The sequence below is a fragment of the Pseudomonas serboccidentalis genome (assembly GCF_028830055.1).
GTDB classification, from domain to species: domain Bacteria; phylum Pseudomonadota; class Gammaproteobacteria; order Pseudomonadales; family Pseudomonadaceae; genus Aquipseudomonas; species Aquipseudomonas serboccidentalis.
The window spans coordinates 5,760,704-5,773,451 of record NZ_CP101655.1; the positions used below are offsets into that span (position 1 = coordinate 5,760,704).

Consider the following 12,748-nt stretch of genomic DNA (forward strand, 5'->3'; position numbering starts at 1 on the left):
GAGCTTTTAGTCCCGCCCACCCCTTCAAGTCTAAACATACAAGCGAGCCTGCTGGCGATGAGACCTGATATCGCAACGCAGACTCAGAAGCTTACTTCTGCGTCCCGTCATCATGCTGCAGATTGGCCTGGGTCAGGTTGCTCCCCGCCGGCACACTGCGGGTCAGCCAGACATTGCCGCCGATGGTCGAGCCCTGGCCGATGGTGATCCGCCCGAGAATCGTCGCCCCGGCGTAGATCACCACGTCATCCTCGACAATCGGATGCCGAGGATGCCCCTTCTGCAACTGTCCGTCCTCGTCCGCCGGGAAGCGCTTGGCGCCGAGTGTCACGGTCTGATAGATCCGTACACGCTCGCCGATGATCGTGGTTTCGCCGATCACCACACCCGTGCCGTGGTCGATGAAGAAGCTGCGGCCGATCTGCGCGCCCGGGTGAATATCGATGCCCGTCGCCGAGTGCGCGATTTCCGCACTGATCCGCGCCAGCAACGGCAGCCCGGCGCGATACAAATGATGCGCCAGACGGTGGTGGATCACCGCCAGAATCCCCGGATAGCACAACAGCACTTCATCGACACTGCGCGCCGCCGGGTCGCCGTGATAGGCCGCCAGCACGTCGGTGTCGAGCAAGCTGCGCAGGCCCGGCAAGGCCAGGGCGAAGTCCTGAATAATGCGAATCGCCTGTTTCTCGACATCGCTGTCGTCCTGAGCGCTGTGCCGGGCGACATAGCGCAGCTCAAGCCTGGCTTGCGCCAGCAAGGCATTCAGCGCCGTGTCGAGGGTGTGACCGACATAGAAGTCTTCACTCTCCTCACGCAGATCCACCGGCCCCAGACGCATCGGGAACAACGCGCCACACAAGGCCTCGAGAATCTCCGCCATCGCCGCGCGGGATGGCAACTCGCGGCCACCCTGCTCGCCGGTGGCCCGGCCATTCTGTGCACGCCACTGATCCCGCGCACTGCGCAGTTGGCTGACGATGGTCTGCAGTTGCCAATGGCTGGAACGCTCGCTCACGGTAAAGACTCCTCACGGGCGGCCGGACGGTCTGGCCGCGTTAACGGCGACTACTTTACGGCATGCCCGCGACGGCGAATTAAGAACCGATAGTGCTGGCCTAAGCACATTTGGCTATAAGCGATTGCCGGTTGCCCCGGTAAAACCGCGTGCCTATAGTCCTTTCATCTTTCTCCGCCAGTACGGGCTCATGATCAAACAACAGCTGGAACGCTTTAACCGTCTCGATCTGCTCGGACAACCCACGCCTCTGGAAAAACTCGAACGCCTGTCCGCCTGGCTGGGTCGCGACGTGTACATCAAGCGCGATGACCTGACACCGCTGGCCATGGGCGGCAACAAACTGCGCAAACTCGAATACCTCGCCGCCGATGCCCTCGCCCAGGGCGCCGACACGCTGATCACCGCAGGCGCCCTGCAATCGAACCACGTGCGCCAGACCGCCGCGCTGGCCGCCAAATTGGGCCTGGGTTGCGTGGCCCTGCTGGAAAATCCGCTGGGCACCGACGATAGCGATTACACCGGCAACGGCAATCGCCTGCTGCTGGACCTGTTCGACACCAAGGTCGAACGGGTCGACAACCTCGATAATGCCGACGAACAACTGGCCGCCCTCGCCGTGCGTCTGCGCAGCAATGGCAAAAAACCCTATCTGGTGCCGATCGGTGGCTCCAATGCACTGGGTGCGTTGGGCTACGTGCGCGCCGGCCTGGAACTGGCCGAACAGATCAAGGACACCGGCCTCGATTTCGCCGCCGTGGTGCTGGCCTCGGGCAGCGCCGGGACCCACAGCGGTCTGGCGCTGGCATTGAGCGAAGCCTTGCCACAACTGCCGGTGATCGGCGTGACCGTTTCGCGCAGCGAAGAAGATCAGCGCCCGAAAGTGCAGGGTCTGGCCGAACGCACGGCGGATCTGCTGGGCGTGAAATTGCCGGAGCACTTCAAGGTCGAGTTGTGGGACGAATACTTCGGCCCGCGGTATGGCGAGCCGAATGCCGGGACCCTGGCGGCGGTGAAGCTGTTGGCGAGTCAGGACGCGGTGCTGCTCGATCCGGTGTACACCGGCAAGGCCATGGCCGGTTTGCTCGACGGCATCGGGCGTCAGCGCTTCGACGATGGCCCGATCATTTTCCTGCATACCGGCGGGGCCCCGGCGTTGTTTGCCTATAGGGATTTTCTGTAACCGGAAGATCAAAAGATCGCAGCCTGCGGCAACTCCTACAGGAGTACGCATTCCAAATGTAGGAGCTGCCGCAGGCTGCGATCTTTTTCGCGAACAACACATATTCCACAAAGGAATATCATTTCAAATATTAAGTATTTTCAAGTCTAACGCAGACATCTTATAGTCTCGCCGCAGGCGAATTTCGCGCAAGACGCATAAGCTGCTTTAGGGCACGATAACGCAGTCGTTCAAATCCCGAATTCGCCAACTTTCCTTAAGCGTCTTCCATAAGAAAACACAGGGGCTTGTCATGAATTTTTCCGCACTACGTCGCAATCTGCTGGTAGGTTCGCTGGGCCTTGCACTGAGCGCCGGCCTGATCGGCCAGGCAACTGCCGGTGAACAGCTGAAGCAGATCAAGGACAAAGGCGTTATCAACGTCGGCCTGGAAGGCACTTACCCACCGTTCAGCTTCGTTGACGAGAACGGCAAACTCTCCGGTTTCGAGGTCGAACTCTCCGAAGCGCTGGCGCAGAAGCTGGGTGTCAAAGCCAAGGTTCAACCCACCAAGTGGGACGGCATCCTCGCCGCGCTGGAATCCAAGCGCCTGGACGTCGTGGTCAACCAGGTGACCATCTCCGACGAGCGCAAAAAGAAGTATGACTTCTCCGAGCCCTACACCGTTTCCGGGATTCAGGCGCTGGTGCTGAAGAGCAAGGAAGCCGCGCTGAACATCAAGACCGCTGCCGACCTGTCCGGCAAGAAGGTCGGTGTCGGCCTGGGCACCAACTACGAACAGTGGGTCCGCGCCAATGTGCCGGGCGCTGACGTGCGCACCTACGACGATGATCCGACCAAGTTCGCCGACCTGAACAATGGTCGCACCGACGCCATCCTGATCGACCGTCTGGCCGCGCTGGAATACGCCAAAAAAGCTCCGAAAACCGTAGCCGCTGGTGAAGCCTTCTCCCGTCAGGAGTCCGGCATTGCCCTGCGTAAAGGCGAACCGGAGCTGCTGGCTGCGGTGAACAAGGCCCTCGACGAACTGCGTGCCGACGGTACCCTTGAGAAGCTGTCCAAGAAATACTTCAACGCTGACGTCACTAAATAATGGAAGAAGCTTTCCAACTCGCACTCGACTCCGCGCCCTTCCTGCTCAAGGGCGCGTACTTCACGGTGATCCTCAGTCTCGGCGGCATGTTCTTCGGCTTGCTGCTGGGCTTTGGGCTGGCGTTGATGCGCCTGTCGCGCTTCAAATCGGTCAGTTGGCTTGCCCGGATCTACGTGTCGTTCTTTCGCGGCACGCCGTTGCTGGTGCAGCTGTTCGTGATCTATTACGGCTTGCCGCAATTGGGTCTGGAACTCGATCCGCTGCCAGCGGCCCTGATCGGCTTCTCGCTGAACATGGCCGCTTACGCCTGTGAAATCCTGCGTGCCGCGATCGGTTCGATCGAACGGGGTCAGTGGGAAGCCGCTGCGAGCATCGGCATGACCCGCGCGCAGACCCTGCGCCGGGCCATCCTGCCGCAGGCCATGCGCACGGCGTTGCCGCCGCTGGGCAACAGCTTCATTTCGCTGGTCAAGGACACGGCACTGGCCGCCACCATTCAGGTGCCGGAACTGTTCCGTCAGGCACAGCTGATTACCGCCCGGACTTTCGAAGTCTTCACCATGTATCTTGCCGCCGCGCTGATCTACTGGATTCTGGCCACGGTGCTGTCGCACCTGCAGAACAAGTTGGAAGAGCGGGTCAATCGGCACGACCAGGAGTCCTGACCCCATGATTGTCGTGGAAAAACTGACAAAGCAGTTCAAGGGTCAAGAGGTGCTCAAAGGCATCGATCTTGAGGTGAAAGAAGGCGAGGTCGTGGCCATCATCGGCCCCAGCGGTTCGGGCAAGACCACGTTCCTGCGCTGCCTGAATTTCCTTGAGCAACCCACCAGCGGCCGGATCAAGGTCGGCGATATCGAAATCGATACCAGCCGCCCGTTGAGCCAGCAGCAAAGCCTGGTGCGCAACCTGCGCCAGCACGTGGGTTTCGTGTTCCAGAACTTCAACCTGTTCCCCCATCGTACCGCGCTGGAAAACGTCATCGAAGGGCCGATCGTGGTCAAGAAGATGCCGCGCGAACAAGCCACCGCCTTGGGCATGAAACTGTTGGCCAAAGTCGGTCTGGCAGGCAAGGAGGACGCTTATCCGCGTCGCCTGTCCGGCGGTCAGCAACAGCGCGTGGCGATTGCCCGGGCGCTGGCGATGGAGCCGGAAGTGATCCTGTTCGACGAGCCGACCTCGGCCCTCGACCCGGAACTGGTCGGCGAAGTACTGGCGACCATTCGCGGCCTCGCTGAAGAAAAGCGCACCATGGTCATCGTCACCCACGAAATGGGTTTTGCCCGCGACGTGGCCAACCGGGTGGTGTTTTTCGACAAAGGCGTGATCGTCGAGCAAGGTGAAGCCAAGGCGTTGTTTGCCAACCCGAAAGAACAACGCACCAAACAGTTTCTCAGCAAGTTTCTGAATCACGCCTGAGCAACTTGATGCAAACCATTAACTTCCATGGATGGAAGTTATCTTCATCTCTCCCGCCAAAACATTAAAACCTTTCAAACAACTACATCTATGTTCTGCAACAGATAAGAACAATCTGCGACGTACCTGTGCATGTGGATAAAGGTTTAAACCGGCTTGCCCGAAAACAGCTGAAAATCCGTAAAAACCGTAGTTCCGTTCGCCAAAACAGCTAGGCAGCCCGCCTTGCCAGCGTAGGAAGTTTCTGATTAGCTCGTAATTTACGGATTAACTAATCCGGACCATTGACACTCTTTCGCGCACCCTCTTATCTAGTCGCCAACCGGCACCAATTAGTTGAATCATTCCGTACTCAACCAGAACAAAAGTTCACAGTTGTATTACCGATTCATCACGCCTTTTGTTTTTTCAAGAAACGGAATTCGCTGCAAGACTTCAAGGAGAGAACCCGATGACCCGCACTTCGCCTACCCCCGAACTGGCAGCGCCGAACCTGGCATCCGCGCAAAAAAACGCCATCAACCTGGCCGCCGCCGCTCATCTGCTGATCGATGTCCTGCCCTACCCCGGCATGGACGTCGGTGACCTGATCGAACTGTTCTGGAACAACTGCTACGTCGCCTCCCGGGTATTGACCAGCGAAGACCTCGGCGCCTCGGTCAGTCTGCGGGTTCCGGAAAGTTTCATTGCCAGTGGCACCGCACGCATCCACTACCGGATCATGCAGGTCGGTCAGGGCCCGGCGCTGTCGGCGGCAACCCGGGTGCAGGTCAAACTCGACTGCCCCGGTGGTCAGCCTTCGACGTTGTGCGGTGACGAGAATCAGCAACTGGCGCCGGTCACGCTGCCCGACACCATCCGCCGCCAGGGGGTGAACCCCAATCAGATCAAACGCGGCGTCCCGCTGACCATCGAGCCCTACCTGAACATGGCCGAGGACGACGAAATCACCTTGCGCTGGGGCGATGTACGAATGGACCTGCCCAGGATCAGCGCAGCGGATGTCGGGCAGCCAATCCATGTCTGGGTACCCCCGGCGATCATCGTCGAGGGCGGTGAAGACCTGCGTCTGGACGTGACGTATTGCGTGCTCGACTGGGTCGGCAACAACTCTCGCTGGGCACCGCCACGGACATTGAAGATTGGCTGCGTGAATCCTTATTTGAAGGTGCCACTGCGCCAAGAGCTAAAGGCCGCTGAATCCCGCAAGAAAGAACTCTGAACCTTTGTGGCGAGGGAGCTTGTCGAATCGTCGCACCCACAATCGTTAACCAAAACGACCACGCAACCTTCTATGCATATTCCTAAAAGTTAGTTTATTTAATATTTATACACGCTTAGGGTATATGAACCGGACCACCGGACATTCTTTCGTTCGCCGCACTTTTGCGGCGTTTTTCATGAGATGTGAGGTAGGTAGTATGGTCCGGAACACAATCACCCCAGTGCAGATCGCCAGGGCATTGCGTGCAGCCAAGGAGCGGCACTGATGTCCAGTCTGGCAGACGCAAACGTCCAGTCTGATCTGGACATCGCCCCACTGTTGTTGCCCGCGCAGGTCTTGCGCAACGACGCCCAAGCCATCGAGGCCGCCCATGAGCTGGCGCAAGTCGCTCGCGTGCAGGCCGCCAAGCGCGACCGCCAGCGCAAGCTGCCGTGGGCGGAAATCGAACAGTTCACCCGCAGCGGCCTGGGCAGCATTGCCATCCCGCGTGAGTACGGCGGCCCGCAGGTTTCGTTCGTTACCCTGGCCGAAGTGTTCGCGATCATTTCCGCGGCCGATCCGGCCCTGGGGCAGATCCCGCAAAACCAGTTCGGCATCATCAATCTGGTGCTCGGCAGCGCCACTGAAGCGCAGAAAAAGCAGCTGTTCCAGAGCGTTCTGGAAGGCTGGCGTATCGGCAATGCCGGCCCGGAGCGCGGCACCAAAAACACCCTGGAATTGAAAGCGCGAATCACCGCCGACGGTGATGATTACGTGATCAACGGCCAGAAGTTCTACTCCACCGGCGCGCTGTTCGCGCACTGGGTTGCCGTCAAGGCACTCAACGACGACGGCAAGCAAGTGCTGGCCTTCGTCCGTCGAGGCACTCCGGGGCTGCGCATTGTTGATGATTGGTCGGGCTTCGGTCAGCGCACCACCGCCAGCGGCACGATTGTGCTGAACAACGTGCGCGTCGAATCGAGCCTGGTGGTCGACAACTGGAAGATCAACGAGAAGCCCAATACTCAAGGTGCGGTGTCGCAGCTGATTCAGGCGGCCATCGACGCCGGAATAGCCCGTGGCGCCATCGACGATGCCATCGAGTTCGTCAAAACCCGTGCCCGGCCCTGGATCGACGCCAAGGTCGAACGCGCCAGCGATGACCTCTACGTGATCGCCGACATCGGCAGACTGAAAATCGAACTGCACGCCGCCGAAGCGCTGCTGCGCAAGGCCGGGCAAGTGCTCGATCAGGTACACGCCGCGCCGCTTACCGCCGAGTCCGCGGCCCGCGCTTCGATTGCCGTGGCCGAAGCCAAAGTGCTGACCACCGAGATCTCGCTGCTGGCCAGCGAAAAACTTTTCGAACTGGCCGGCAGCCGCGCCACCCTCGCCGAATTCAACCTCGACCGGCACTGGCGTAACGCCCGGGTGCACACCCTGCACGACCCGGTGCGCTGGAAATATCACGCGGTTGGCGCTTATCGCCTCAACGGCACGTTGCCGGCTCGCCACTCCTGGATCTGACCGCACACGTTCTCAAGAGCCTTGGAGAAACCTATGACTTTTTCCCATCCCGTCGCGGTCATCACCAGCGATGAGCAAGCCCTGATCGTCGCCAGCGACCTGGCCGAAGATTTCAAACGCGACAGCGCGGTGCGCGATCGTGAACGGCGCCTGCCGCTGCCCGAACTCGATGTGTTTTCCCGCTCCGGCCTGTGGGGCATCAGCGTCCCCAGGGAATACGGCGGTGCCGGTGTGTCCAACGTAACCCTGGCCAAAGTCATCGCCCTGATCGCTCAGGCCGACGGCTCCCTCGGGCAGATTCCGCAGAACCATTTCTATGCCCTCGAAGTGCTGCGGGTGAACGGCAGCCACGAACAGAAACAACGCCTGTACGCCGAGGTGCTGGGCGGCCAGCGCTTCGGCAACGCACTGGCGGAACTGGGTACCAAAACCGCCCACGATCGTGTCACCAGCCTCAAGCGCGACGGAGACGGCTATCGCATCAACGGTCGCAAGTTCTATGCGACCGGCGCGATCTACGCGCAGCGCATCCCGACGTCGGTGGTCGATGAAAACGGCGTGCAGCAACTGGCGTTCGTCCCGCGCGACAGCCAAGGCCTGACGGTGATCGACGACTGGAGCGGCTTCGGCCAGCGCACCACCGGCAGCGGCTCGGTGGTGTTCGAGGACGTGTACGTTGCCGCCGAAGACGTGATCCCGTTCCAGAGTGCCTTCGAGCGTCCGACCACGGTCGGCCCGCTGGCGCAGATTCTTCACGCGGCCATCGACACCGGCATTGCCCGCGCCGCGTATGAAGACGCGCTGCACTTTGTGCGCAGCAAGACGCGTCCGTGGATCGATTCGGGTAACGACAAAGCCACTGAAGACCCGCTGACCCTGAAGAGCTTCGGCCACTTGAGCATTCGCCTGCACGCCACCGAAGCGCTGCTCGAACGCGCCGGTGAATTCCTCGACGCAGCGCAAGCCGAGCTGAATGCCGAGACCGTCGCCGCCGCCTCGATTGCCGTTGCCGAAGCGCGGGCGATCAGCACCGAGATTTCCCTGGCCGCCGGCAGCACGCTGTTCGAACTGGCCGGCAGCCAGGCGACCCTGATCGAACACGGCCTCGACCGCCACTGGCGCAACGCCCGGGTGCACACCCTGCACGACCCGGTGCGCTGGAAATATCACGCGGTGGGCAACTACTACCTCAATGATGAAAACCCTCCGCTGCGAGGGACGATCTGATGAGCGCTGCGAAAAAGAAGATCCTGCTCAACGCGTTCAACATGAACTGCATCGGCCACATCAACCACGGCTTGTGGACGCATCCGCGCGATACCTCGACGCGCTACAACACCATTGAGTACTGGACCGAACTGGCGCAGTTGCTCGAGCGCGGGCTGTTCGACGGACTGTTCATCGCCGACATCGTCGGCGTGTACGACGTTTACCAGAACTCAGTGGATGTCACGCTCAGAGAGTCGATCCAGCTGCCGGTCAATGACCCGCTGCTGCTGGTGTCGGCCATGGCTGCGGTGACAAAAAACCTCGGCTTCGGCCTGACCGCCAACCTCACTTACGAACCGCCGTATCTGTTCGCCCGGCGCATGTCCACGCTCGATCATCTAAGCCGTGGTCGCGTGGGTTGGAACATCGTCACCGGTTACCTCGACAGCGCCGCCAAGGCCATGGGCCTGAGCGAGCAGGTCGAGCATGACCGTCGCTACGATCAGGCCGACGAGTACCTGGAAGTGCTCTACAAACTCTGGGAAGGCAGTTGGGAAAACGGCGCGGTGCTCAATGACCGTGCGCAGCGGATCTACGCGCAACCGGAGAAAGTGCACAAGGTCGAGCACAAGGGCGAGTTCTACCAGGTCGAGGGTTACCACCTCTGCGAGCCGTCACCGCAGCGTACGCCGGTGCTGTTCCAGGCCGGCAGTTCCGATCGCGGCCTGCTGTTCGCCGGGCGTCACGCCGAGTGCGTGTTCATCAGCGGCCAGAACAAACCGTCGACCAGGGTGCAAGTGGACAAGGTCCGCGCCAGCGCCGTCGAGGCCGGGCGCAACCGCGAAGACATCAAGGTGTTCATGGGCCTCAACGTGATTGTCGGCGAGACCGAAGAAGCCGCTTGGGCCAAGCACGCCGAGTACCTGAGCTACGCCAGTGCCGAGGCTGGTGTGGCGCACTTTTCGGCTTCCACCGGCATCGATTTTTCCCAGTACGAAATCGACGAGCCGATCCAGTACGTGAAAAGCAACGCCATCCAGTCCGCCACCAAAAACCTGCAAAACAACGACTGGACCCGGCGCAAATTGCTCGACCAGCACGCCCTCGGCGGCCGCTACATCACCGTGGTCGGCTCGCCCGAGCAAGTGGCAGACGAGCTGGAGTCGTGGATCGCCGAAACCGGTCTGGACGGCTTCAACCTGACCCGCATCGTCACCCCGGAAAGCTATGTCGATTTCATTGAACTGGTGATCCCCGAGCTGCAACGACGTGGGTCGTACAAGACCACGTATGACAGTGGCAGCTTGCGCGAGAAGCTGTTTCACGGGGCGGCGCAACTCCCCGAGCAACACACCGCTGCTGCGTACCGGCATTAAAAGCTTCGCGAGCAAGCTCGCTCCTACAGGGGAAACGCATTCCAAATGTAGGAGTGAGCCTGCTCGCGATGAGGCCCGACCAGACTCCACAAACTTCATGCACTGACTGGAAAAAACACCATGACCCAGAAATTCCTGACCCACCCAGTCAAAGCACTGGCCCTGGCCTTCGGCCTGTTCAGCTCGGCGGTATTCGCCGCCGATGCTCCACTGAAAATCGGCACCACCGCCGCCTTCGCCATTCCGCTGGAAGCCGCCGTCGAAGAGGCCTCCAAACAAGGCCTGAAAGTCGAGCTGGTGGAGTTCACCGACTGGATCGCGCCCAACGTCAGCCTCGCCGCCGGCGACATCGACGTGAACTACTTCCAGCACATCCCGTTCCTCGAAAACGCCAAGGCCGCCTCCGGTTTTGATCTGGTGCCATTTGCCCCGGGGATCATCAACAACGTCGGCCTCTACTCGAAGAAATACAAAAGCTTCGACGAGTTGCCCGAGGGCGCCAGCGTCGCCATCGCCAACGACCCGATCAACAGCGGGCGCGGTCTGCAACTGCTGGCCAAGGCGGGGCTGATCACGCTCAAACCGGGCGTCGGCTACAAGGCCACCGAAGACGACATCGTCGCCAACCCGAAGAAGATCAAAATCCTGCAAGTGGAAGCCGTGCAACTGGTGCGCGCCTATGACGACGCCGATCTGGTCCAGGGCTACCCGGCCTACATCCGTCTGGCGAAGACCTTCGATGCCGGTTCCGCCTTGCTGTTCGATGGCCTCGACCACAAGGAATACGTGATCCAGTTCGTGATCCAGCCGAAAAGCAAAGACGATCCGCGCCTGATCAAGTTCGTCGACATCTACCAGCACTCGCCGGCCGTGCGTGCCGCGCTGGATAAGGCCCACGGCAAGCTGTACCAGGCCGGTTGGGAAAGCTGAGGATGACGGCCGCGATCCAACGGCGACTGGAGATTCCAGAGCCCAAAAATGCTGAAAAAACCGAACTGCACCCCGAGCTGAATCGTGCCCACATCCGCTTCATCGGCCTGGGTAAAACCTACGATGGCCGGCAAGGTCCGGTCGCGGCCCTGCAAGGCATCGATCTGGCGATCCAGCGCGGCGAGGTGTTCGGCATCATCGGCCGCAGTGGCGCCGGCAAGTCGTCGCTGATCCGTACGATCAACCGTCTGGAGCAACCGACGTCGGGCCGGGTGCTGATCGATCAGGTCGACATCGGCGAGTTCGATGAGGATCGCCTGGTCAACCTGCGCCGACGCATCGGCATGATCTTCCAGCACTTCAACTTGATGTCGGCGAAGACGGTCTGGCAGAACGTCGAACTGCCGCTGAAAGTCGCTGGCGTACCGAAAGAACAGCGCGAACAGAAAGTCCGCGAACTGCTCGAACTGGTCGGCCTGCAAACCAAGCACAAGGCCTACCCGGCGCAGCTCTCCGGCGGGCAGAAACAGCGTGTCGGCATCGCCCGCGCGCTGGTGCATGATCCGGACATTCTGCTGTGCGACGAGGCGACCTCGGCGCTGGACCCGGAGACCACCCAGTCGATCCTCGGCCTGCTGCGCGAGATCAACCAGCGCCTGGGCCTGACCATCGTGTTGATCACCCACGAAATGGCGGTGATCCGCGAAATCTGCGACCGCGTGGTGGTGCTGGAACACGGGCGGATCGTCGAGCAAGGCCCGGTCTGGGAGGTGTTCGGCAATCCGCAACACGAGGTCAGCCAGACCTTGCTCGCACCGCTGCAACACGCCTTGCCGGAAGAACTGCAAAACCGTCTGCATGCCTCACCACCCTCCTCCGAGGCATCGGTGGTGCTGCGCCTGCAATTCACCGGCAGTGCCAGTGACGAGCCGGATCTGGCGGCGTTGTTCGCCGCCCTCGGTGGTCGCGTGAAGTTGCTGCAGGGTGGCGTGGAACGGATTCAGGGCCATGCGCTGGGGCAATTGCTGCTGGCCGTGAGCGGTTCGGCGGCGAGCGCCGAGCAATTGCGCGAACGCGCCGGGCAATGGGCGCAACGGGTGGAGGTGTTGGGTTATGTGGTTTGATCGCTTGCTGCAGGGTTTTATCGACACCTTTCTGATGGTCGGCGTGTCGTCGCTGATCGCCTTGCTGGTGGGGATTCCGATGGCGGTGATTCTGGTCACCAGCGACAAGGGCGGGATCTATCAAGCGCCAGTGCTCAACCGTGCCTTGGGCGCGTTCGTGAACCTGTTTCGTTCGATCCCGTTTCTGATTCTGATGGTCGCGCTGATTCCGTTCACCCGGCTGATTGTCGGCACCACCTACGGCGTGTGGGCGGCCGTGGTGCCGCTGACGATTGCCGCGACGCCATTCTTTGCGCGGATTGCCGAAGTGAGTCTGCGTGAGGTTGACCACGGTTTGATCGAGGCCGCGCAAGCCATGGGTTGCCGACGCTGGCACATTGTCTGGCATGTGCTGTTGCCCGAAGCGCTACCGGGGATTGTTGGCGGTTTCACCATCACCCTGGTAACGATGATCAACTCGTCGGCCATGGCCGGGGCGATTGGGGCCGGCGGTTTGGGCGACATTGCTTACCGTTATGGGTATCAGCGCTTTGACAGCCAGATCATGTTGACGGTGATCGTGTTGCTGGTGGCGTTGGTGGCGGTGATTCAGTTGGGCGGGGATCGTTTGGCGCGGGGGCTGAACAAGCGTTGAAGCAAGATCAAAAGATCGCAACCTTCGGCAG

The 12,748-nt window shown here is 60.7% G+C and carries 12 protein-coding genes; 11 read left to right on the forward strand and 1 reads right to left on the reverse strand.

Annotation, left to right across the window (positions count from 1 at the left end):
* Positions 1-91: 91 nt before the first annotated feature.
* A complete protein-coding gene (gene epsC / locus NN484_RS26245; RefSeq protein WP_102354693.1) occupies positions 92-1,018 on the reverse strand; it encodes a serine O-acetyltransferase EpsC in 927 nt (308 codons plus the stop codon).
* Between the two features lie 190 nt (positions 1,019-1,208).
* Between epsC and NN484_RS26250 the strand changes: the two genes are divergently transcribed.
* From NN484_RS26250 to NN484_RS26300, 11 genes are all read left to right on the forward strand, one after another.
* A complete protein-coding gene (locus NN484_RS26250) occupies positions 1,209-2,201 on the forward strand; it encodes a D-cysteine desulfhydrase (protein ID WP_215501170.1) in 993 nt (330 codons plus the stop codon).
* 292 nt (positions 2,202-2,493) lie between these two features.
* Positions 2,494-3,294, forward strand: coding sequence for a cystine ABC transporter substrate-binding protein (gene tcyJ, locus NN484_RS26255; protein ID WP_127648503.1), 801 nt, complete (start codon positions 2,494-2,496; stop codon positions 3,292-3,294).
* Positions 3,294-3,959: a cystine ABC transporter permease gene (tcyL, locus tag NN484_RS26260; RefSeq protein WP_127648502.1), complete on the forward strand. Its 666-nt coding sequence runs from the start codon at positions 3,294-3,296 to the stop codon at positions 3,957-3,959. The genes tcyJ and tcyL overlap by 1 nt, the downstream gene beginning before the upstream one ends.
* Positions 3,960-3,963: 4 nt before the next feature.
* Positions 3,964-4,713, forward strand: a complete 750-nt coding sequence (tcyN, locus tag NN484_RS26265; protein WP_215501169.1) for an L-cystine ABC transporter ATP-binding protein TcyN — start codon at positions 3,964-3,966, stop codon at positions 4,711-4,713.
* Positions 4,714-5,164: 451 nt separating this feature from the next.
* Complete coding sequence (locus NN484_RS26270; RefSeq protein ID WP_127648500.1) at positions 5,165-5,935, forward strand: hypothetical protein; 771 nt, start codon at positions 5,165-5,167, stop codon at positions 5,933-5,935.
* A 267-nt stretch (positions 5,936-6,202) separates the two neighbouring features.
* The gene (locus tag NN484_RS26275) at positions 6,203-7,444 is read left to right on the forward strand and encodes an SfnB family sulfur acquisition oxidoreductase (protein WP_274658292.1); all 1,242 of its coding nucleotides are present in this window, start codon (positions 6,203-6,205) and stop codon (positions 7,442-7,444) included.
* 33 nt (positions 7,445-7,477) lie between these two features.
* Complete coding sequence (locus NN484_RS26280; protein ID WP_127648498.1) at positions 7,478-8,671, forward strand: SfnB family sulfur acquisition oxidoreductase; 1,194 nt, start codon at positions 7,478-7,480, stop codon at positions 8,669-8,671.
* Positions 8,671-10,029, forward strand: coding sequence for an LLM class flavin-dependent oxidoreductase (locus tag NN484_RS26285; protein WP_274658293.1), 1,359 nt, complete (start codon positions 8,671-8,673; stop codon positions 10,027-10,029). The genes NN484_RS26280 and NN484_RS26285 overlap by 1 nt, the downstream gene beginning before the upstream one ends.
* A gap of 120 nt (positions 10,030-10,149) precedes the next feature.
* Positions 10,150-10,959: a MetQ/NlpA family ABC transporter substrate-binding protein gene (locus tag NN484_RS26290; RefSeq protein WP_047600984.1), complete on the forward strand. Its 810-nt coding sequence runs from the start codon at positions 10,150-10,152 to the stop codon at positions 10,957-10,959.
* A 2-nt stretch (positions 10,960-10,961) separates the two neighbouring features.
* Positions 10,962-12,083 (forward strand): methionine ABC transporter ATP-binding protein, encoded by a 1,122-nt coding sequence (locus NN484_RS26295; RefSeq protein ID WP_274658294.1) that lies wholly within the window; start codon positions 10,962-10,964, stop codon positions 12,081-12,083.
* Complete coding sequence (locus tag NN484_RS26300) at positions 12,073-12,717, forward strand: methionine ABC transporter permease (protein WP_064116958.1); 645 nt, start codon at positions 12,073-12,075, stop codon at positions 12,715-12,717. The genes NN484_RS26295 and NN484_RS26300 overlap by 11 nt, the downstream gene beginning before the upstream one ends.
* The last annotated feature ends 31 nt before the right edge of the window (positions 12,718-12,748 follow it).